Here is a 22,115-nt window from a genome sequence, read left to right as displayed (position 1 = left end):
ATCTTCTCGGCGATTGACCGTACTTATGGGCTTGGCCGAACTTCGGCCAATGCAACGTCAAATCCAAGTGGCAGCAGCAGCTTGGAGATAAGTCGGGCCTGACTAGCGTGAAAGCTATCGGATGGCGCTTTCACTTCGACAAAACGGGCCAGATTATCCTTCCACAAAGTCAAATCAGGCCAGCCGGATCTGAAATCGTATGGGGCATTTGCGAAGACCTCAGCAATCCTCGCTAGACGTTCAGTCCCGAGGGTTTCGAACAGGCCGAGCACGTGCTCTGCATGGACGGTGGGGTAGAGTGCTGGGGTTCTCCCAGCGCTCGCAGAGATGATCTTCCAGTTGGTTTCGATCTGAGAACGCGTCGCTTGTGAAACCGCCGCGATCAGATCTCCCTTGTCGAAACGGTCCTCATCAAACGCAACGTTTTGCGCATACAATGCTTCGACAAAGGTGTCGGCGTTGCGTGGATCGAGCCTTGGAAACGATGCCGCCTTGAGCAAAGTCAAGATTAAACCGCCTTCGGAAGCAGCTCCGCTCCAGCCCAAATTGCGATAGTGTTCCAGTGAAGCAAACTCGACCGAGGACCATTGATGGGCTGCCTGTAGCCTCCAGTCCTTTCCGTCACCCTTCTCAAGCACGATTACATCATGCTCGATACCAAGCCTCTGCGCTTGTTTTTCGAAACGGCTTTGTTTTCTGCGCGCAGGTTTCGCCTCGCCCTGACCCATTTGTTTTCGAAGCTTGTCAGCGCGTCTTGCGACACCGACCTTAGGGTCTAGTGTTAGCGCCTCATCATAGGCCGTGATCGCCTTCTCACGCTTACCCTCAGCTTCATACATTTCACCCAAAAGGCGGTACGCACGAGCCTGACCCCATAGCTCACCTTCGCGCGCTGCACGTTCGAGACCAGCCTTGATTTCCGTTCGCGCTCCTTCTGAAAGGGGTTCTTGCGATGCCAGCAGGTCTTTGATCACGCCCAGATCGCCAGCTGCGATCCGAGCTCTCTGCCAACCGTCACGGTCGATCATAGAACCAGCAAAATCGTAAGCGACCCGCTCTCCATCTTTCAGGCAAATGATTACTTTTTCCGCGCCAGTATCCCAATCATAGCCCTCAGCCCAACCAGTCTCGACTTCCCATCTTGCCATCTCGTGTCGGGCTTCAAGGTCAAACAGCATGTACCGACAGCTGTCATCACTCCCAGGTGCATTAGCTGTTTGGCAGATCGCATAGCGCCCATCAGGAGAGAGGCTATTGCTCATAAGGTTGGCTGCGAAGTGCTGATTAATGAGCTGCTGCCCATCGCGGTCATAGGCGGTGAAACGGCTCTGTAATCCGTTTCCAAACATCCAATCATGGAGAATGAAAACGCCATTATCGGCGACTTTTCCCTCTTGTGGTCGCTCAAGTTTGCCAGATGTGACGATCTGATCGTGAAGAAGCAGTGACCACGAACCGTGCCCGCTTTCTCGGTTCCCGCCTCGCGAGCCGTCAGGTGTTCTGTCGGTCCATATCAAGCGGTAGGTGCAGTTAGTCGACTTGGCGTGATGACCTATGAAGTCGAGTTGCGCGATCATTACGAGACCGCGGCTATATTCGTCGATATCGAGCCTTGCACCCGAGCGCTTGCTTCCCCCTTTGCGCTCAGGCGTGCGTTTTCCGAACAGGCGGTCGAGGAAGCCTGTCATGTTCGCCCGTTCAAACGGTTTTGCAAGTCGGCGACTGCTTCAATAACTTCGTCGAATGCAGGCGCATCACCGAAAATCATGACACTCATTGCCTGATAATCCTGCCGCAGATCATCAATCATTCCTTCCTCGGGACACAAGGCGAAGGTTGGCGGGCGGGCCGAGGCTAGATCGAATGGCGGTCGATTGAAGAACATGCGGGCGTGAGCGACACAGTCTTCACCGAGAGCCGGGTCTTTCAGCGCTGCTAGGCCTGCGTCGGACTGGAGCAAACGAAACACATCGTAATAGTGGCGTGAGACACGTTGCCCATTACCCCGCAATTGCCCCCGGTTCTCATACCAGCGCCGCAGACCGTGAAGGATGACCACCTTGTCCCAGAACGTACGCCCGGCATCGACTACGGTCACGTTCGGTACGGAGAGATCGATGTCCGGAACATCGGCATCGACATAAGGTGTGAGGGTTTGTAGCGAATTGGGATCGAGGGCTGACTTTGCGCCTGATTCGATCTTCACCGACTTCGCGATGTAGTCATCAGTGGGCGTAGCACTGGGATAGACCAACAAGAGGGTCTGTCGATCGTGAGGGTCAGGCTCCACCCGTAGCGCAGCTTTCTCGATGCCTGTTCTAGTAACGGTTTCAGCGCAGAGTGCCTCAAGGCGCTCCAACAACGGCCCGTTGATATAGGCTTCACAGGCCTCACGCATTTGGTCGAGCGCGGCTCTGCGTTTGTTACCACTCAACGCTTCGAGTTCTTCAACTGACGCTGGATGGCCCAGATCATCGCGGAAGACAGTCACATCGATGTCTTCAGAAAAGCGCTCGATCAGACCGAATGCCTTGGACAGAGAAGTGCCGCCCTTGAACAACAACCGAGGCCCTTCACCAAGTCCGTTGAATAGTGCGTCTAGCGTCCAGCAAACCCAGAGATCTTTTTCTACGTTTTGCGGCGTTGTACCGAGCCTCTGCGCAGTTGCTGCGTATAGCCCGCTGCGCGTTACTGCATCGGCGCGCAGAACTTCATCGAAAATAGAGTTCACGATAGTGGTGCCTGATCGTGCAGTAATGGACGTAAAAAGTCCTGCATCCAGGCGGGTAGTGTAGTGAAGCCATCTGCTAGGTCGGCTCGCAACTTCTCCCCATGAACGGGATCAGCAAGAAGATCGGTCACTCGCTCGCGCCAGTCATTTACATCATCACTCGACATCGTGTCGCGAAGCCAGTGCAAGGCTTGGACAATCCGCATCGCTGGGCGGCCAGCCCAATAGAGTTTGCTGGCGGCGGTCTGCTTGAAGACGATGGTGAGGTTACCAAGCTTGATCGTCTTGGGTCTAGCCTCGCTGTGTACGACAATTTTCGCCGGCACAGCATTGGTTAGACCAATATCGTTGGCTGCTGTCATTCCATCCACGAGCACGCGTATTTGGTCTCGACGCGCCACTGCCTCGACAACTTGTCGAGGATCGGGCGCATTCATTTCTTTGGTAAGACTGTTGAGACGCGGTTTATCGTATAATCCCCGGTCGATCCTACGCAGCTCTTCAGACTTCACCAGCCGCTGAAGGCTTTTGTCGATTGCATCACGGTTAGCAAGTTCGAGGAAGTCAGATGGCGTCCAGACTGCGTTCCCCGGCTGAGTTGCGATGCGCTCGAGAATCTGCGCTTTCAAAGATGACACATCAGCATTCATGTCCGAAATATGTAGCACATTTTCGGACATTGTCGATACGGTGTGTCCGAAAAATGTATGCAAATTTCGGACAGGATTTGATGCACCTCACAATCCCATAATTGCTCAAAGCAAAGGGCGACACGCAGTTCACAAAGAGCCAACTAAGGGGCCGAAAGCGGACTGTCCGTTATCGGCAATCGGGAGGCGTAAGTTCCCGCTCGGGATCGTCCCTTTTCATTGACAACGGAAATGACCCATCATGTAGCTTGGAACCGAATGGGCTGCGCCAGAAACAGCATCGCGCTCTAGCGTATCCGTTGTCTAGCATCTATGACTACTTTCGGAGACATGCTTTCCTTCCAATATGTTAATGAGTGGGGCGATATTGCGAGGCTTAAGTGACCTAGAACTACCGGCGGACTTAGATACCTCCGTAAATGACATCGACGCGGTTCTATACAATCCGTGCCTTAAGCTGAGTGCGACCTATGATCGCGGCGTCGGCTATTTCTCGTCGTCGTGGCTCCGGCGGGTAGCCAAGGGCCTCTCGGCCTTTGCAGCCCATGGTGGTCACATGCGCCTCCTGACGAGCCCAATTCTCTCTGCCAAAGACTGGGCAGCGTTGAAGAACGGAGACCGCGCTCGGCTTGATCGCGAGCTGGCAGATTCACTCCGTTTAGAAGTCGAGAATCTCGAAGCCCATTCGCGTGACGATCCCGTCCAGGTCCTGACATGGATGATTGCCGACGAATTGCTCGAAGTGCGTTTGGCAGTGCCAATGGGAAAACTGGATGGGGATTATCATCCCAAGATGGGGCTCTTTTCGGACAGCAGCGGAAGTGCTGTTGTCTTCCATGGTTCACAGAATGAAACAGAGCGAGGTTTTCGCAACTTCGAAACGCTCGACATTTTTTGCAGTTGGCAAGGCGAGCGCGATGCTGAACGAATTGCCCGGCATCAAGCAAGATTCGAACGTATCTGGGCAGGCCGCGACCCCCATGTCGCAAGTTTCAGTTTACCCGAAGCAATCCGCAGTCGCCTTGTTCGCATTTCTCGAACACGTCCTCGCCCATATGAGCCACAAGAAGATGCAAAAGCCGAGGGAAAGTGGGTCCATCAAGATCACGCGGTCGAGCGCTTCCTAGAAAAACGCGCTGGCGTCCTCGAAATGGCTACCGGGACTGGCAAAACCCGCACAGCCCAAAAGATCATCGCTCGCCTCGCTCACGACGTTGGGCTCGATACCGTCCTCGTCACAACACGAAGTCTCGACTTGCTCGAGCAATGGTACGTGGAGTTTCTCAACGAACGCCGTTGGGCCCTGTTCCGGCACTTTGGGCCGCATCGGGAAGCCTCGCGCTTTCAGGCTACCGCCGAACCAAAGATTCTGTTCGTCGCTCAATCCTATCTACAGGAAGTCCTGGGTGGCTTCCCGCCGGAAGTGGCTGCGAAGGCAATGTTAGTTGGCGACGAGATCCATGGCTTTGGTTCTCCGTCGATGGTCCGGGATTTGAATAGCAAGGTAAGTCCTTTCGGGTACCGTCTCGGGCTCAGCGCAACGCCGGAGCGCATTTACGACGCCGAGGGACAAGCTTTCATTGAGGACGAGGTCGGACCGACGATTTTCGAATTCACGCTCGAGGACGCAATCCGAAGGGGCATCCTGTGCGAGTTCGACTATAAAGCGCTGCCATATGAATTATCCAATGAAGACAAGGAAGCCATTCGGCAAGCGATCAGGCGCCATCACGCTCGTCGCGCGGCGGGCGAGGCGACGAGCGACGAGGCGCTTTACCGCGATATCGCCGCAGTTCGCAAGACATCGCTCTCGAAAATCCCACCCTTCACAAAGCATCTTCTTGAAAGGCCCGACCTCTACGAGAGAGCACTAATATTTGTTGAAACGCGCGAATTTGGTAGACTTGTGCAGCGCCAGTTGATGGACAGTGGGATCATCTTTGCTACTTACTACGAGGGGGCCGATTCTGATCGGTTAGAAGAATTCATTCAAGGACGAGTACAATGCCTAGTAAGTTGTCACAGACTATCAGAGGGCATCGATATTCCATCGGTGCGCAATATTGTCCTTTTCGCTTCTGCGCGAGCGAGACTTGAAACAATACAGCGACTTGGTCGATGTCTCAGGATCGATCCTAATGATCCCACCAAGCGTGCGCATGTACTCGATTTCGTCGACCTCGGGGAAGATAACAACTCAGGTGGTAGGTCAGACCGGGATCGTCACGACTGGTTTACCCGGCTAAGCCAAGTCAAGTTGGAGGAAGTGACATAGCAATGGTTGGCGCCGATGAGGAAATCGACGAGGCGGTCCGCGCGGCCGTCGGTGCTCTTGTCAAGGACGAGGAGCTCGCGCGTTCACTGGCTCAGTTTCTCATCAACGCGCGCACCGCACTTCCCACCCAGGACAAAACGAGCTGGATGATTGACGAACTACTCGAGCACCAGAAGGCTGAGCGTACCTGATGGCGCTACAGCTTCGGATTCTCGGATGGAAGGCGCGCAATCTACGGGGTTACCTGCGATCTGCCGACGTCCGTCTTGACCCGGACTCTAAGCCGATAACACTGCTTCAGATGCCAAATGGTACCGGCAAGACGACGACCATGTCGCTTATCCGCACAGTTCTGAGTGGTCGTCGTCCGGTCGACATCGCCTCCTTCCGCGGAAGCGATAGTGTAAGTGACGGTTTTTTCGAGCTCCGGCTCCAACTGGATAAGGACCTCTACACCGTTGGTATCCGCTTCGAATTTAATACGCGCGAAGCGTTCTTTTACACCGATGGACTAGAAGGGCGCGAGCATGGGCATAATCTACCCGCGCTCGTTACGGACACTCTTCGCAGGGGAGTTACCGAACTCTTCGTCTTCGACGGCGAGCTGGCCGCAAAAATGATTGAGGATGGTGCCGGCGATGCCGACAATTCGCTCGAGGTTCTCTATGGCCTCGACGCGCTCGGTGATGTCGCGAGTACCGTCGAGCGGCTCAAGGATAAGCGGCGCCAAAGAGTAAAGGATATTACCACTGCAAGTGCAACGCACAGCGTCAAAAAGGCCGAAAAGGAAGCCGACGACGCGAAAGCAGCACTAGAGAAGCTCGAAGCCGAACAGACCAAGCTCGAAAAAAGCCTTGCTGAAAAACGCAAGAGACTGGAAGCAATCGCCGCTCGAATCGAGCAGCTCGGCCTTGACGATGAAGAATTTAATGCGCGCCAGCAAAAGGTAATCGACGAGCGTACCAAGGCCAAAGCAGACAAGGCGACCGCAAGTGATCTGGCCCTGACAAGCTTTCGATCGCCACTGTCGATCAGCCCTGTTTTCCCCGAACGCCTTGCGCGCCTTAGCGAAACACTGGAAAGCCGCAACCTTCCCCGATCATCCAGCACTTTTTTCACGATCATCGCGGGCCGCGAGCAATGCATTTGCGGCCGTGACCTCGAGGAAAAGGATCGTGCTCACATCCTTGAACACGCCGAAGACTATCTCGGCGAGGAAGAGGTCACCGTGATCAACGAAATCCGCTACCTCCTTCCCACGGTTATGCCGTCGGTTAGGTCCTACTCTGCGATCGTTGACGACTTGAGCGACGCAGACGCGCGGTTACGTCGAGCTGACCAGGAGCAGGACCGCATTAATGAAGAAGCACGGAAGGTTGGACGGCAAGAAATCGAAGCGCTTACCAAAGAGCGCGATGCGATCGGCGAAAAACTTGTCCTCGAAGAGAACGCCCTCAGATTTCTGACACAAAGCGAAGGGCAAGACGTCGATTGGCGTACAAACGTCCATGCTTGCCGACGCCGCTACAAAGAATTGCGCGAACGCTACGAAACCGCAGCCGGAACACGCGACTACATGGAATCGGCCGATCTCCTCATCAAAGCCGCGAGCAGCGCAAGGCAGGCGGCAAAGAGACGACTTCGCGAAAGGATCAAGAGTAGGACAAACGAGAATCTCGATGCCATTCTCACCAACGAACCCTTGCGCGTCGATCGGATTGAAGGTCGACTACATCTGCGCGGCGAAGGCGACATGCCCAAAGACGGTGCGAGTGAAGGCCAGAAACTGGCTGTCTGCTATGCTTTCCTTACGGCTTTGCTCTACGAGGCCCCTTTCGGCATGCCTTTCATTGTTGATTCCCCAGCAGTATCGCTTGACCTCAAACTACGCGCCACGGTGGGGTCACTCATTCCCCCCTTGTTCGAGCAGCTTATCGTCTTCGTGATCTCAAGCGAACGCGAAGGTTTTGCGGAGGCATTCAGGGATGATCCAAAAGCGGCGTTTCAAACGATCTCGCTAGAACGCGACACCGGCGAGGTCGTCGTTCATGACGACTTGCAAACGTTCTTTTCTTTTCAGAGTGGAGAAACGCGTTGAACGAGGCGGCGAGCGGGGCGGCTGCGACGGGTTTCGTTCTCCCTGAACGCGCGCGCGAATTTTTTGACTACCGGTCACAGAAGTTGTTCGCCAAGTTCTCGCGATCTGCTGGCGAACAACGAGATATGATCATGTTTGACGCCTACTGGGCTAGCCTAGTGGTCGGCTTGCTTGCAAGAAAGCAAGGAGGCGCTGAAAGCCTGAAGGGCGACCGTTTTCTCACAACCTACCCCGAAGATTACGAACCGTTCGCAGAATACATTGCCGGGCTCCTTGTTGAAGCCGAACTCGCTAATCTGCATACCGAGGAATACACAGAGCGACAGCTCGAACGCGCGATCTCGCGTCTACTTAAAGTATCGGCTCCAACGCGCCTATCCCCGGACGGCTTAAAGCTCCTCAACCTGTATGCAGCTGGAGGCTTCAAGATACTCGCGGACCGCATGCGACCCAGGCCATCTGACGCCTCTAGCTTTATGCAGCGCTACGAAGCGCTTTTGGCCGAGCTCTCGGAAGTATAGCGATGGTGCTCGTACCGACCATTTCGCGCGGGGACATGCTTTGCCAGCGCGCAAGCGCACATACTTTGGCAGCCCTTTTCGGCGGCATCACGGTGTTCAAGGTCCCGGCCTTTCAGCGCGTCTACTCTTGGGACGCAGAAGCTGTCGACGCGTTCCTGGCCGACATCGAACGCTGCTTTCTCAAGCGTCGCGACGATGCACCAGAGAGGCATTTCTTCGGATCGATTGTCACTGGACCGGCCGATCCCGGCAATTCAATACAACCGCACAGGCAAGTTCTCGACGGCCAGCAGCGATTGGCGACCTTTGCGCTCTTCATGTCCACGCTCGTCCACGAATACCGCTCGCTCGCTACAGAGTGTTTGCCTGCCGATGAGGCGACCCGTGAGGCGTTGGAAAGCCGAGCCGATTTCCTTTGGGCGCAATACATCATGGCTGAAGATGTACAGCTGATGGAAATCAAGGAAACCTTCTCGATTAGCCTCAACCAAGCCGATGATGCGTACTTTAAATCCTTACTTCGCGGCGAAATGCCTGATGCCCGATCGGAGTCCGAGGAACGACTGCGGGATACCCAAAAGCGGATTTCCAGTTTCATCGCTAGGAAACGAGAGGCCGCAGCCGACAAACCAGATGTGCTGAATGGCTTTTACCGGCTGCTCGTCACCGACCTCGAGATCGTGCATATCGAGGCTGGCGATCCGCGCCATGCGAGCCAAATCTTCCGGGTCCTTAACAATCGCGGAATCCCTGTCAGCATGTGCGATTTGCTCCGCGCATCGACGATGGAGCTTTGCGAAGGGAAATTGCAGGATGCGGAGTTTGCGGATCTGCGAGGCGCATGGCTCGCTATCGCTTCGATCGAGAAGCCTTCTCCTGATGATGCCTTGCAGCTAGCGCAGAAAGCGCGCTTTCCAGGGTCTGATCCGATCGCGCGAACATCGGCAAAATTCGAGGTCGGCTTTTTCCCGCAGCTTGAGGGGATGGAGCAACTCACGCCCGACGATGCACGCGAATTGCTACAATCCGTACGCGAACGGCGGGATGACATCCGGGCCATCGAGGCCCTCTCAAAAGGCGACGTCAGCACGGGCCTCAACGGAGAATTCTCAGCTGTTGAACGATGCCTTGCCCAATCGCTGCTGGGCGAACAAGAGCAGGGCTGGATTTTGCCTTTGCTCTACAATGCGCGTTTCGCCAACCAGCAAATACGCACCCGGATCCTGCTCGATCTGATCTTGTTTGGATTCCGCTATGGCGTAGTGGTCCGCGCTCCCATCGGCCCATTCGAGAAGGCGATGCGTATACCTCAGATAAGCCTGCTCGAGGAACCCGATAACTTCAGTACCGGCGATTTGGAGGCCAGATTGCGCGATTTGCTGGTGCAGCATGCAAACGATGAAGCCTTCGCGAACGGTATTCAGGACCTCGACTACAACCGAGATAAGAAGGCCATTCGTTTTTTACTCGCGATCACCGAGTTTACCAAGGGATGGTTCGAAGCAGGTGCCCAAGGTCGCCCGCAATATGTCACACCCGATCAGGCTATCGATCTAAGCAAAATAACTATCGAACATGTAGGTCCTCGGAACCCAGTTAGCGCCGATCCTCTACTGAGACCGCTTGTTCACCAACTTGGCAACCTTACGCTCTTGGCGGGCAAAGCCAATGATGACGCCGCGAACAAGGAGTTCACTGAGAAGAAGGCCATCTTTGCGGCGTCCAATCTCCGCCTGAATCAGGAGCTAGTCGGGCATAATGAGTGGACCGCTGCAACGGCCACCACGCGCCAAGAGGCCATTATTGGACAGGCGATGAGAGTCTTCTCTCTCAATCATCAGCAGCAAGGCCCGGCTTAGATCGAAACCATCTTGTCGACTTCGCCCATCTGCCCGCTTCGCAACATCGAAACAGCCATCCGGATGAGCTCTGCGGCACGGACGATATCAGCATCTCTCGTCGTCACCCCAAGACCTAAGCGGAATCCTGTCTCGGTTCGCTCCGAAGGACCGAACATAGCCGACAAAACCGTCGATAAATGCACTTTGTCGGTCGCGCAGGCGCTTCCTGTCGAGAAAATGAGTTGATCGCGCAATCTATGCTGGAGGGCATGTGGATCGACCCCCGCAATGCTCACACTCAATGTATTAGGAATACGTTGGCTGACGCCGCCGTTGACCTCGAGACCGGGAATACAGAGGAGCTCGTGCTGGAGAGCGTCCCGCTTCGCCTCGAGTTCACCTATGCGCTGCAACCAGTCCTCCCGTCGCTCAAATGCTGCTTCCAACCCTAGTATGGCATCGGTGTTGAGTGTTCCGGGCTTCAGCCCCCGCTCCTGTCCTCCCCCCGTTGAAGGTGGGACAAGTCGAGCGCGTGGCCGCCTGGATCGTGCGAACAGCATTCCGATGCCTTTAGGCCCGTACATCTTGTGCCCAGAAAGGCTCGCGAGGGTTACCCCGAGCTTGGAAAAATCTACCGGCAAATGCGCTACAAGCTGCGTAAGGTCACAATGGTACGCGACACCCGCTTCGGAGCAGATCGCTCCAATTTTGGTGACAGGATGAATAACGCCTGTTTCATTGTTAGCGCCCATAATCGTTACGAGCGCCGTCTCGCGGTCAAGCGCGGCGCGGAGTTCGCTGAGGTCGATCTGACCGTGTTCGTTGACCGCCAACACCACCACATCTGCGCCCTCCGTTTCGAGCGACAGAACCGTCTGCAGCACCGAGGGATGCTCGGTTGCCGCGGTGACGATCTGGCGACGATTGTCTGAACGCAAGGCGCGAAAAGCCCCCTTATCGCGATGTTATTCGCCTCGGTAGCGCCGCTCGTGAAAACCAGATCGCTAGGCCGTGCGCCCAGGCGTTCGGCAATGTTGCATCGGGCGGCTTCGACTGCCTGAAAAGCAGCATTTCCCCACGCATGGTCGACAGAGGAAGCATTGGCGACATGAGTACGCATGGACGCGGCCATCCGCTCAATCACCACCGGATCAGTCGGTGTCGATGCGTTGTGATCGAGGTAAATCGGTTGGGTCACGCCCGTTCACCAGCTATCAAACGCGCAACATCGCCCGGTGTTTTTATTCTCAGAGCGATCTGCGAAATTCCGCGCTCTATATGCGCCACCGTGCAGTCGATCAGACGATCAAGGTCCGCTTCATCTATGGTATCGCCTTCGACCAATTCGACAAGCGCAAAGTAAACATTCTGATCAGCGCCCAGAAGGGTATATGTATTGAACTCGAGTCCGCTCCCCTCCACAGGCCTCGCGACCTGCCCGAGCGCGCCAGCTTCCAGACTTGACGTAAGCGCCATCCGGGCAAGAAGATTGGGTGTCAGCCGCGCCCGCTGCGCCAAGGAGCGCAGGACGCCTCCCGCGTCTTTCGAAATGGAAATCTTAGAGGGAAGCATAAGCCCGATCCTCTACAACAGGCCCATTCAGAACCGTTACCCCTGTGGTGACGTCTCTTTCGCTGACCCCGAGCTTGAGATGTCGACTTACGAAAGGCTCCAGTTGCGCAGCCACTTCAGCGGTCAATTCGGTATCGGTGCACAACAGAACTACCTGCTCACTGGCTCCGGCGAGATACTGCCCAATGATCCTCTCTCTGTGCAGACGATCAAGCCGGCCTAGCGGTGTGTCAATCACGAGCGGGAGAGCGCGTTCGCTTGTCTTAGCAAGTGCCCACAGGAGTGCGACAGCAAAGAGCTGGCGTTCACCCGCTGACATACTATCGAGCGCAATTAAGTCCCCTTCGCTGCCGACCAGCGAAATGTCGAAGCTTTCGGGATCGAACTTGACCCGCCCCACCAATGTTGGCCGTCTCAAAAGCCTGTGCAGGCAAGCAAGGACATACTCTTCCAGAGCGGCGATGCGCTGTTCGAGGACAAGCTTCTCGTAATCAAGCAGGGCGGCCCTTGCCTGTCCTGCAAGCTCCGCGCCCCGGTCAAGCTTGGCGGCAGCGAAGATCTGGTCTTGCAAGCGCTCAAGTCGCGCCCTTTCGCGATCTCTTCGGCTGCGAAGACGCGTTATCAAGCCATCCTGCTCTTCCAGCGCGGCGCTGATGCGCCCTCGCTCAAATTCGGCCTTACGAATTGCGTCGAGCGAGACGTCTCCAACGCCTTTGGCAAAGGCTTCAAGTTGTTCGTCGGCGGCCTGCGCAGCAAGCAGATTTTTGTCGAGGTGTTCGGCCAATTCGTGGCAGCGATACCGGTCAAAAGCCTCCACTTCAGCCAACCGGCGTCGCAAGATGCCCGCTCCATTTTGCGCCCAGCGCGGCAATGTCTTGGTCTCTGCAGCAATGAATTGGCGAAACTGCTCCCATACCGCTGGACGTCGCCCCGTCAGCTTGGACTCTTGCGCTTCGAACGCGTCGATAAGACTCTTTGCAGCCACTTTGCCTTGATGGAGTTCCGCCTCGCCTGCTGCATCCTGTAGTCGGCGCAGCGTCACGGGGGCCAACATGAGGGGACCAAAACCTGCTGCAATCTCTCGAAGGTCGCTAAGGAGCGCCTGCCGCTCTTCCTCTACGCGCTTCCGGTCCTGCTTTGCGCCGCCCTCATCAGTAGCGGACATGCCGCCTTCCTTTCGAAAAGCCGCCTCGGCGCGATGGAGACGGGAATTGGCCTGATCACGCTCAGACGCGAGTTGCGCCCTTTTTTCCTCCGCATGCGTAAGATCTTCTTCAGCCCTTTTCAAATCGCATTTTGCGGCTTGGAGGTCCTCCACGCCCTCGCCTGACCTCTGCCGTGCAACAAATAGGGCAAGGTCGCTCCGCAGCTGCTCGATTATGTCTAGACCAAGCAACGGACGAATGGCCTGCTGGAGTCCAGCAGACGCATCCCCTTGGGCAATCTCCTGAATCTTTTCGCCGTCGAAAAAGAACAACTGCGACACCCCGGGCGGTATCATGTCGTTAAGGATGTCCTGCCACTCTTCGACACTGGTACCGTCTCGGCAGGCACCATCCACTAACACTGTCAACTTTTCATCGATGCCGCTGTCCTTGACCGTCCATTCACGCCGTATGGAGTAGGCAACATCCTCTCCCTTCTCGTGACGCCGTAGATCGAGACCAACCTCCATCATGTCTTTCGAACCACCACGATGCACGCGATCATTCAAATGGGCCTCATACGCCTTCTGGGAAACGCGATTGCCAAGAGCTGCTTTGCCATAAAGGGCCAAACGGATGGCCTCGAGAAAAGTTGTCTTGCCCGCTCCATTGTGCCCTTCTATCAGCACGATCGGCTTGCCGCCGTCTCCGTCTGGGTCGAGGTCGAATTTATGTTCGCCGCCATAAATCCCGAAGTCGCGAAGTCGGAGCTGCTCAATGATCATAAGAGATGCCCCGCGGCCTGCACTCGCTCTTCTCGCTCATCCATCACGGCATCGAGGTCTCGCCATTCCTTGCAAAGAATAGTCTCAATCCTCTTGTGGATGGAACTTCGGCGCTTCTGCCCGGCCACGTCGCGCACCGCGTTAAGGAGTTCCGCCAGCAGTTGAGGTGGCAAGTCATGGTCGTCGCAGACAGTGCGCAGGGCGGCCACGTCACCCGCATCAAACCGAAAGTCAGACGCCTGTTTACGCTCGAGTTCGCGTCCCAATATGTCGACCACAAGGCAGTGGACCGTGTCCTGCCAGTCGCCCAGTTCCTCACGCCAGATGCGCTGAATCTCTTGCAATTCGGCGTCCTGGATGAGCACCACCTTCTCTCCTGGGGGGGCATCTTGGGCGACTTCGTTCTGGGCCGTGAGCAGTCGGGAAAGGATCTCTTTGCGAAAATCGAAGAGATAAGGTCCCGGAATAGGAGCCTCGCGCGCCTCGACAAAGGTCACGCTGCCATTACGGCGCCGGAAATCCCGAACTTCCTTCTTACGCTCAGGGTCTTGGGTAGCCGCTAGAAAATCCCGCAACTCAAGGAGAGGTTCGAGCCATTCTTCACCATTGTCGACCATCGCCTCCATTGCCTTGTCTTTGGTGACAACGGTGCAAACCCAGCAGCCGAACCGGGACTTCCCGCAACTCTCGGTCTTGGTATCGACGACAAGTGGACATTCGCCCGCTTGCGCATTGCGGTAGAGGGTAACAAGCTCTTTGTTATCACCGCCCCATGGTCGGTCGCCTTGCAAGAGATAGCTCCACACATCGTCGAGGCTAAGATCCTCAATCGGCGTGTAGACGAGCGCGCCCGGCAGGCGCGTATGGCGCGAAAATTCCGAGTCATTGTGCTTGTGCAGCGCCATAACCTGAGCGCGGGTTGCCGATTCCGCTCGACGGACGCCGAGTATCATCACTACCTCGCCGAACTCAGCCACTTTACTCTTGATGAAGGCGTTGGCTGGGTCGATCTTCAGTCGCTCAGTACACCAACGAAAACGCCGGGAGGGTGCTGGATAGCCTCGCCCAATGAGATTGACCCAGAAGCTATCCGAGATATCTGGTGAAACCTTGTGCGCCGAGATCGGCATTTGCTGAGCCTGGGCCGCTGCGTTAATATCCGCGAGCGTGCTATCGATGTAATCGACTATTACCGGAGTCTCGACCAACGTGTCCGAGCTTAGGACGTAAACCGGCTTGACGCGATCAGCCGGCGGAAGGCTTGCAAGAGCGCGCCAGATTAGCTGCAAAGCGCATGTCGAGATCTTTGCCGCCACTGTAGCCGATCACCCACGGACGATCGTCCCGCACATAGGCGGTCCTGATCGAAGCTTCCAAATCCTTGAAGGTGGCCTGCTGCGGATTACTCGTGCTGGCCATTATGCAGCATCCCGTTGCATGGCTTTGTCGTCCATCGATTCTTCGGCTGAAACGACGCGCTGATCGAGCGGCAAGCCTAAAGTCCGGAAAAGCGCTGCCGCTCCAAGGAGAACAGATCTGCGTTGTCCTGCAATTCGGGCGCCATTTAGGACCCGCCCCTCCCAAAGCTCGAGGTTGCGCCTCGACCAATCAACCTCCTTCAAGGGCTCAAGTACTGTAGCCAGGTCACCCGCATCCTTTTCGATCACCGTAGCGCCGACAACGCCAAGAGCTTGCAGCATCACGCCGTGCGCGTGGACCGTTTCGTGTCGAAGCTCGCAAGCCGAAATGGCCCCAGCATCCAACCTCTGCCAGTCGGGCATGGCCGCGTAGACCGTATTCCAGAACAAAATTGTCAGCTCGGCGGTCTCAGAGCCGAAGCGATCAGCGAGCCGGCCCTGCCAACCACTCATGCGCCTGGTTGAGACTCGAAAGCGTGTAGAGTTTATTCGTCCGGTTCGAAATCGAGGTCTTCTCGCGCTCAATAAAGCGGTCGAAAAACAGCACCTGGGAGAGCGCGTCAGAGGTCAGACGGGCGAGCGGGTCACGGTGGTTGTAGAGCGCGCTGAGGGACCCTGAAGGCCGCACAGCATTCTTATTGAGGTCCGCAAACATCTGCTGGCTTCGCGAAAGACCACGGTCGGCAAATACCACAACCGAAATGGTCTCGCCTTCGAGTTCCGGACACTCGCGCAGAGCTTCCTCGATCGCTGCGCGCCGATGCTGACCATCGTTCAGCAATATCTTCGCGTCCATCGGAAAGCTCAAAAGCCCGACGTTCCGTAGAGGGCCGTTCGGCGTCGCGGGTTCGAATACCAGATCCCCATCGATTGAAGCGCACAGCGAACTGAGAATGTATTCGCCTGAATTGCCGCTAAGATAGGACGCAATTTGCGGGACACGAGCTTTTGATAGAACACGTTGGGCACGCAAGTCTGCTGGAAGCTCTCCTTCATCAAAGAGGAAAAGCCGAGGCACCATCTTTAAAGGGACCATAATAGTATAGTAAGCGGTGCGCGCTTGGATGCCGCGTATCGCCTCAAAGCTGAAGGTATTTGCCAAACCACTTCTCCTACCTTTTTGGAAGTTCGTGGAAGTTTCGAAGGAAGTCAACAAAATTCACGCGAACAAGCATACGAAGTGCTCGGAACAGTGACCGATGGTCCGCCCTACGCTTAAATCTCATGTTACCGCGCTGATTCAATCGCTCGAATTTTGCCTGGCCGACCCAAAGACGAGTTCGATGAAATGTGGAGGCAGAGTTCCGGACATAACAGTGTCGGCTATTGAGGAGAGTTAGTGGTGGCTTAATCGGCTTAAATTGGAGCGCAAAGCGGTCACTAGATCCCTCGATCAAGCGTTTTACTCTTGATGTGCTCGAGTTCTTTGTCGGGGCTTCTCTCGCTCGTTTCACTCCGTTCTATCTCGCCACCTTTCGCTGCAGCAGCTTGCAAGCGGGATGAAACCTCAAGGGCGGAGGCCTTCTCTCCCTTGTTGTGAGCAACAGCGGCAGTCAGCCTTTGAGTGCTATCCAAGACCAAAGTCAGATGATCGCGCAGTCGGGTCACCGTCACCAAAAACGTCTTCTGGTTCGAGAGATTGCGTTCTCTACTATCCATGACAGCAATCCCGCGATCTGAGGTGAGGCCCTGCGCCATGTGAGCGTTTAGCGCGTAGGCGAGATCAATGCGTTTCAGCATAGGATCGTCTTTATCAAGCATCACTTCCTCACCCTTGGAGGTCTCAACTGTGACCCTGCCCTTATCGATGGCAATGACCTTTGCCTGGTCAGCGTTGAACAGCCCGCGCTTGTGATCATTTAGCGTCCAGCGAATTTTGTCGCCACGATGGATTTCGAGCTGTCGGTCGTTGAATAGAGCCAGAGTGTCATTGGCCTTGTCGGCCCTAATCCGCGAAGGATCGAAGCTGAACTTTTTTCCGCGGGCGCTCTCCAAAGCGACCCTTTCGCGTTTCGGATCCCTGCCTAAGATCCTGTATTGTCCCGGCATAAGGCCAAGCGTCTTTTGTCTCTTTGAAACCTCAAGAATGCGGTACGGTCCGATAGGCTGCAACATGGCGCAGCTCTTCATAAGTGGTGTTCACGCGCTCTAGTACAGCCAATTGAGCTTTCTCCGGCCCGATCTGCCCGCTAGCAAGAAGACCTGTTTGCACAGCCTCATTGACAGCTGAGCGGATCTTTCGCCCCGAGGCATAGATTGATGTGTGCTCTCGATCTTCTGGCTTCAGCGAAAGCCACTGCTCGGCTGCAACAATCGCGCCATCGCCTTTGGCTTCGATCGTATGGGGCTCAAGTTTGGCAAGCGCAGTTCGAACATCACCTTTCTGCGCAGCGGCTTGGGCTTCGCGAACAACAGGATTACGCGCGCGCAGGTTGGTGTTCATGTGAGCCTGCGCGATGCCGGCCTTTTGCAGAAGCGCAAAGGGTTTGCCGGCATCAACAGCGCCGAGCTGCTTGCGGTCGCCCATAAGCACCAAGCGATGGACACCAGCTAGGTTCGCGAGCGCCACGAGCTTCTCCTTGTCGCTGTTGGCGACCATCGAAGCTTCATCCAGAATGAGTACGCTGCTACCGAGCGCCTGCTTTGCTTCGGTTTTGAGAATTCGATTGGAGGGATCATCCAGCAAAGGCTTCCAACCCCCAGAAAGCGGGCAAGCGTTTGCGATTCAATCCCCGTATCGCGTTCCAGCATTTGGACGAGCGTGTTCTGGATTGCGAGGCCGATGACAGGCCGTCCCTCTTCGCCCAGCACTTTGGCGACCGGCCCAAGCACGCTGCTTTTGCCAGCACCTGCCACGCCCTGCACCGCGACGGTTCGATCCGATGAAGTCAAGATAAGGCGCGCGCCGTAGAGTTGGCCGTCATTCAGTCTAAAGCCGTGCCCAATTTCTGCCGAGGCCTGCACGCGGGTTTCTGCCTCTTCAGCGTTGAGATCAGACGCGAATTCTCCTTTTCCCGCTTGAACTGCGGCGATGATGCGCTGCTCGGTTTCGATCGCTTCTCGCGATGCGAGCCAGCCCTTGTGCTCGCCGCGTCCCGCTACAAGATGACCAGAATTGACTAGTGCGCGGGTTCGCGTTTCGACGTCGTCAATTGTCGTTGGCAACCCAAAATCCAATGCCGCCTTGTAGAGCGCTGCACGTTCGAAAGCGGCCTCGCGCTGCGACAAATGCCGCACGGCCGAGGCAACCGCTTGCGCGGCTGCGATCATCTGCTTGTCCTGTTTAAGCACCGAGGCGGGCACCAATGGATCTTCAGGGACCCCTCGAACATGGCTGGCAAACTTGCCAAGCAGAGCTCGTCCCCGTTCCACCAGTGTCGCGAAACCCGAATGAGGCTTCTCGGGCATCACGGATCGCACGCGCGCGCGCTCGACTATGGGAGTTAGATCGAGCCCAATGGACTGCGCTGTCTCTTGCCACATGCCGCCAAGAGTATCGCGATCCTCGATCGGCGCTTTGGCAGAGCGGGTATCAAGCGCAGCGATCCGCCCGGCTTCAAGGCCTGGACCTTGCCTCGCTGCGAGCACTTCCTTGCGCCGCGAAGAGAAGGCCATGACATCTCTGCGCGAGATCCCGCGCGCTTCAAAGTTTCCGTGCTTTAGCGTTGGCCCGGTTTCATAGCCAAGCTTCTCGACTTCCATTCGGAAGCGCGCCATCGCGATGGAGTTGAGCGTGGTGTTGAGCTGCCATAGACGATCATTCTTGAGCGTCCGCCACTTACCATCCTTTCCTTGTGTCACATTGGCGATCACGGCGTGGAAATGGAGATTGGGTTCCTGATTGCGATTGGTGTCGTGCTGGAAAAGCCCAATCGCCAGATTGCCTGTCTTTTGGGTCTGAACCTTGCCCTGCGCCATGATGCGGGTTTCGGAAGCGTTCTTTTCCGCCCATTGAAGCGCTTCGACAACCGCCTCACGATAAGCGCTGATGATGCGCTCATCTTTGCCCACAAGGGCAAGAAGCGACCAGCTCTTGGGAACAGAGAATGTAAGGTCGGTTCCTGGCCTATGGGCCTGCCCAAGGTTGCCAACTTGCGTTCCATCGGGGAGCTCACCGCGCAACAAAGCGTCGAAGGCTTTGGCGTCTACCTTCCCCTCTAGACCAAGCCGCGTTGCGCCTTCACCGAGCCATTCACCCGAGCGATCAGCATCAGCTTTGGCGTAATAATTGTCGGATGCGAAGTAGTTGGCCGCTGCGGAGGACGAGCGGACATTGGCAACGGAAAGCATGGGCAGGCCTCACACAATTCAACTCCCTCTGTCCTCCCCGATCATCGCAATCACATCTCAGCGTCGAAGTCGCCGAGATCGTGATCATATTCTTCGCGTGCCGCGCCGCCCAAGAGCGAGCGCTGCTGCTCTTCTTGAAGCGTCTTATCCGTCTTTGCTCGTTGCTCACCTTCACGCTGCGCGGCGTCAGGATCGGGCCGATCAGTGCGAGGCGAAGGCTTCTTCAGAGCGTCTGATTCACGCTCATCGACTTGCTGCTCCCTAAGCGGAAGCTCGCCTTGTACTTTGCCCAAAGAGGCTGCTCTTTCGCTTTTGAGCGAGGCTTCAACAGCTTGTTTGAGGGTTGTCTTAGAGCGAGACTCCGAACGTTCTCGCTTGTCAGTCTTTACCTTCTTGTCACGCGCTTGAGACTGCGCTTTGGGACGCTTCGCTGGCTCACGCTTGCGATCCGTGGCTTCCTTCATCTTGCGCGGATCGCCGCCGTCTTCTCCTTCCTCTCCGCCCTTATTCGCCGTAGCCTCGGAAGTCTCCTCGCCTTCCTTGAGAGTTTCAGCCTTTGCCTTTGACGTTGGTCCTTTGGCATCCTCGTACGGGATAAAACCTTCGACCCGGCGCGGCCAATCTCGGGGTTGCAAAGAGACAGGCGCCGCCGGAAAACCATCAGGGAACTTGATGAAGCCCTCAAGGCTTGGAAGGCCCATAAACTCATCAGGCAAAAGCAGCGGAACCACCTGCCGACGCGGCGTCAGACTGACTGCATCGCGCGCATTGTTGTAGCCATAGCTGTACCCTTCTTCCATCTCGCGAACCTCGCGGTGGCCGATAATGTCGGAGCACCATGTGGCGGTCTCACGATCTGCAGTGGCGAGGATCAGTTTGGTCCTGGCAAGTGAAGACAAGGTCATTGCCATGTTCTCGCCATAGACCTCTTTGAGCTTGGCGAAGGTATGGACACCCGTGACGATAGCACCGCCAAAGTTGCGCGCAGTCTGCAGACCTTTTTCGAGCGACGGCAGGCGGTGAAGAGCGCCGAGCTCATCAATCAGAAACCACAGTTGCAGGTCACGCGTCCGGCGACCCGTCATCAGCGTGTTGATCGCTGTATCAAGCCACAGCGTCAGCAATTGTGAGAGCACGCTCATGTCTACATAGCGCGCGGATAGGAACAGAAAGGAGCCCGGTTTTCCTTCGCCAGTCACCCACTGCCGCACCGAAAAAGCGTCCCCTGATTGAGGGAGCATTTGCATCGCTTTTGCGTTCACATTGAAGACGGCGCGGACCGATTCCGCCATGCGAGCAGCGGTACGGCGTGCTGATCGGTCCAGCCATTGTGTCCTCTACCAGGCGGTGCAGATCCGAGAGATCTGCATTCATCAATTCATCGGCAAGCGCGGCATTGGTTCCGCGCCCTGCTTCCTTCAGCTTGATACATGTTTCAACAAATAGGGTTCGCGCAGCGAGCACCCAAAACTGTTCCGAGCCGCCTCCATCATGGGCCACAAGCGACTCCGCTGCTGCATGGAACTCCGCGCGCGATGTGCAATCATCGAAGACGCTCCAGCTCGGGCAGCGCGTATCCAGTGGGTTCAAAATGATATCGCGTTCGGGATCGAAGAAGGTTTCGATAAAGGCGCCGGTCAGGTCGAAAATGACCGCACGTTCGCCTCTTTGTCTGATTTCGGAAAGGAGCTCGAAAAGGGCGACCGTTTTGCCCGTGCCTGTCGTGCCGACCAGCATGGTGTGGCTTTGCTCTTTACGCCAGGGCCAGCTCACGCCTGCAAGGTGCGCGGGGCTATAGAGACCGGCTGAAGCTAGCGCGCTGCTGCCTGCAAGCCGCCACCTCCATCCCAAATTGCTGCCATATTCGCGAGCGCGTTCATGGCGATTGTGATCGTCGATTTCGCCTTCCAGTTCAGCAAGGCTTGCAAGCGATGCGCCGCGCACATGCTTCCTTTGCTTGGAGCGCCAACCGAAGTGTTCAGCAACCCACCAAAAGGCAATAAAGGCAGGAACAAGGCCCCACGCCGACGTGACAAGCGCAGCCTCAACTGCCCCCTCAAAGGCGGTGATTGCCTCCTTCATGGGCGGGTAGTCTATCACTACGCTGATTGGAAACGCGATCATGCTTCCATCAGCCAAGGTGAGGTTCACTAGCTTGTCAGGATCGAACTCCATAAACGCATAAATGGATGAGTAGATGTGCATCCAGACAAGGTAGGTTTGGTGGTCAGTGAGGCTGCTTGTCACCTCCAAATAGATCAGTCCTAAAATGACCAGCAGTGTGATGATCAGCGGGCCTTTGAGCCCGGCTGCAAACATGAAACCAAAGTGCCCAAGGAGCTGGCTTCCGCGAGTGAAGTTGACGAGTTTATGCTTCATCGCTGCCCCCTTGCGGGCGCGGCGCAACGAGCCCCAAACGCTCCAGCCGGCGCTGATAGGCCGCGACCGTCTGCTCGCGCAGATTGGGAACAGAATGGTGCGTGAGCAGCGCATCCAAAGCTACGGTGATGAAGATGTTCTGGCGAACCGGATCGGTCGCTGGCGTCCTCAAATCGGCTTCCGTGTCACGCTGCCAGGCATCAAAAATACAATCGCCAATCACGATGCTTGAACTTACCCGCCGCTCATCGGCCTGAGCTTTAGTCCACTCGGCAATGAGAGGCGTGACATAGGTCACAAAACGATGATGTCTTTGCATGAATCCAAGTTCCTTTTGCTAAAAAGAACCTGGTTCACTCTTCGGAAAAGCAAGTGCCACTCTGGCACGGGCAATAGGGTGTAGGAAACCG

Annotated in this window: 16 protein-coding genes and 3 pseudogenes; 5 read left to right on the top strand and 14 right to left on the bottom strand. The window is 56.1% G+C overall.

Annotated elements, in window-relative coordinates; translation table 11 throughout:
- Positions 1 to 23: 23 nt before the first annotated feature.
- Genes AC0L39_RS06885 through AC0L39_RS06875 form a run of 3 tightly spaced genes read right to left on the bottom strand, consistent with a single transcriptional unit; the run spans position 24 to position 3,411 of the window.
- Positions 24 to 1,688 carry a VRR-NUC domain-containing protein gene (locus tag AC0L39_RS06885; RefSeq protein ID WP_473261800.1) on the bottom strand — a complete coding sequence of 555 codons (1,665 nt, stop codon included), beginning with the start codon at positions 1,686 to 1,688 and terminating at the stop codon, positions 24 to 26.
- The gene (locus AC0L39_RS06880; RefSeq protein WP_473261799.1) at positions 1,685 to 2,731 is read right to left on the bottom strand and encodes a nucleotidyl transferase AbiEii/AbiGii toxin family protein; all 1,047 of its coding nucleotides are present in this window, start codon (positions 2,729 to 2,731) and stop codon (positions 1,685 to 1,687) included. Before AC0L39_RS06880 ends, AC0L39_RS06885 begins: the two co-directional genes overlap by 4 nt.
- Complete coding sequence (locus AC0L39_RS06875; RefSeq protein WP_473261797.1) at positions 2,728 to 3,411, bottom strand: DUF6088 family protein; 684 nt, start codon at positions 3,409 to 3,411, stop codon at positions 2,728 to 2,730. Before AC0L39_RS06875 ends, AC0L39_RS06880 begins: the two co-directional genes overlap by 4 nt.
- 526 nt (positions 3,412 to 3,937) lie before the next feature.
- On the opposite strand from AC0L39_RS06875, the gene AC0L39_RS06870 reads away from it, so the two are divergent.
- The 5 genes from AC0L39_RS06870 to AC0L39_RS06850 are packed head-to-tail and all read left to right on the top strand — an operon-like array spanning position 3,938 to position 10,134.
- A complete protein-coding gene (locus AC0L39_RS06870; RefSeq protein ID WP_473261796.1) occupies positions 3,938 to 5,656 on the top strand; it encodes a DEAD/DEAH box helicase family protein in 1,719 nt (572 codons plus the stop codon).
- 2 nt (positions 5,657 to 5,658) lie between these two features.
- The gene (locus tag AC0L39_RS06865) at positions 5,659 to 5,847 is read left to right on the top strand and encodes a hypothetical protein (RefSeq protein WP_473261794.1); all 189 of its coding nucleotides are present in this window, start codon (positions 5,659 to 5,661) and stop codon (positions 5,845 to 5,847) included.
- Positions 5,847 to 7,754, top strand: coding sequence for an AAA family ATPase (locus AC0L39_RS06860; RefSeq protein ID WP_473261793.1), 1,908 nt, complete (start codon positions 5,847 to 5,849; stop codon positions 7,752 to 7,754). The genes AC0L39_RS06865 and AC0L39_RS06860 overlap by 1 nt, the downstream gene beginning before the upstream one ends.
- Positions 7,751 to 8,275 carry a hypothetical protein gene (locus AC0L39_RS06855; protein ID WP_473261792.1) on the top strand — a complete coding sequence of 175 codons (525 nt, stop codon included), beginning with the start codon at positions 7,751 to 7,753 and terminating at the stop codon, positions 8,273 to 8,275. The genes AC0L39_RS06860 and AC0L39_RS06855 overlap by 4 nt, the downstream gene beginning before the upstream one ends.
- Before the next feature lie 2 nt (positions 8,276 to 8,277).
- Entirely contained in the window at positions 8,278 to 10,134 is a 1,857-nt protein-coding gene (locus AC0L39_RS06850) for a DUF262 domain-containing protein (RefSeq protein WP_473261790.1), read from the top strand.
- Here AC0L39_RS06850 and AC0L39_RS06845 read toward each other — a convergent pair.
- From AC0L39_RS06845 to AC0L39_RS06795, 11 genes and pseudogenes are all read right to left on the bottom strand, one after another.
- Positions 10,131 to 11,054 (bottom strand): cysteine desulfurase family protein, encoded by a 924-nt coding sequence (locus tag AC0L39_RS06845; protein ID WP_473261789.1) that lies wholly within the window; start codon positions 11,052 to 11,054, stop codon positions 10,131 to 10,133. The two genes, AC0L39_RS06850 and AC0L39_RS06845, sit on opposite strands and share 4 nt — an antisense overlap.
- Positions 11,055 to 11,116: 62 nt before the next feature.
- Positions 11,117 to 11,248: pseudogene (locus tag AC0L39_RS06840) on the bottom strand (hypothetical protein); the annotation flags it as partial.
- Positions 11,249 to 11,310: 62 nt separating this feature from the next.
- Positions 11,311 to 11,634 carry a DndE family protein gene (locus tag AC0L39_RS06835; protein WP_473261787.1) on the bottom strand — a complete coding sequence of 108 codons (324 nt, stop codon included), beginning with the start codon at positions 11,632 to 11,634 and terminating at the stop codon, positions 11,311 to 11,313.
- 40 nt (positions 11,635 to 11,674) lie between these two features.
- Positions 11,675 to 13,618 (bottom strand): DNA sulfur modification protein DndD, encoded by a 1,944-nt coding sequence (dndD, locus tag AC0L39_RS06830; RefSeq protein ID WP_473261786.1) that lies wholly within the window; start codon positions 13,616 to 13,618, stop codon positions 11,675 to 11,677.
- Positions 13,615 to 14,934, bottom strand: a complete 1,320-nt coding sequence (dndC, locus tag AC0L39_RS06825; protein WP_473261784.1) for a DNA phosphorothioation system sulfurtransferase DndC — start codon at positions 14,932 to 14,934, stop codon at positions 13,615 to 13,617. Before dndC ends, dndD begins: the two co-directional genes overlap by 4 nt.
- On the bottom strand, positions 14,864 to 15,037 hold the full coding sequence (locus tag AC0L39_RS06820) for a hypothetical protein (protein WP_473262509.1): 174 nt from the start codon (positions 15,035 to 15,037) through the stop codon (positions 14,864 to 14,866). The genes dndC and AC0L39_RS06820 overlap by 71 nt, the downstream gene beginning before the upstream one ends.
- A complete protein-coding gene (locus tag AC0L39_RS06815; RefSeq protein WP_473261782.1) occupies positions 15,037 to 15,489 on the bottom strand; it encodes a DNA sulfur modification protein DndB in 453 nt (150 codons plus the stop codon). The genes AC0L39_RS06820 and AC0L39_RS06815 overlap by 1 nt, the downstream gene beginning before the upstream one ends.
- Positions 15,461 to 16,138, bottom strand: a complete 678-nt coding sequence (locus AC0L39_RS06810; RefSeq protein WP_473261781.1) for a DNA sulfur modification protein DndB — start codon at positions 16,136 to 16,138, stop codon at positions 15,461 to 15,463. The genes AC0L39_RS06815 and AC0L39_RS06810 overlap by 29 nt, the downstream gene beginning before the upstream one ends.
- A gap of 278 nt (positions 16,139 to 16,416) precedes the next feature.
- Positions 16,417 to 19,326 (bottom strand): annotated as a pseudogene (gene mobF, locus AC0L39_RS06805) (MobF family relaxase).
- A 50-nt stretch (positions 19,327 to 19,376) separates the two neighbouring features.
- Positions 19,377 to 21,705, bottom strand: a pseudogene (locus AC0L39_RS06800) (type IV secretion system DNA-binding domain-containing protein).
- The gene (locus tag AC0L39_RS06795) at positions 21,695 to 22,003 is read right to left on the bottom strand and encodes a hypothetical protein (RefSeq protein ID WP_473261779.1); all 309 of its coding nucleotides are present in this window, start codon (positions 22,001 to 22,003) and stop codon (positions 21,695 to 21,697) included. The pseudogene AC0L39_RS06800 and the gene AC0L39_RS06795 overlap by 11 nt, the downstream one beginning before the upstream one ends.
- Positions 22,004 to 22,115 lie beyond the last annotated feature (112 nt).

The organism is Erythrobacter sp. K21-9 (assembly GCF_055808355.1).
The sequence above is the reverse complement of the archived record's forward strand: the minus strand, read 5'-3'. Positions and strand labels throughout refer to the sequence as shown.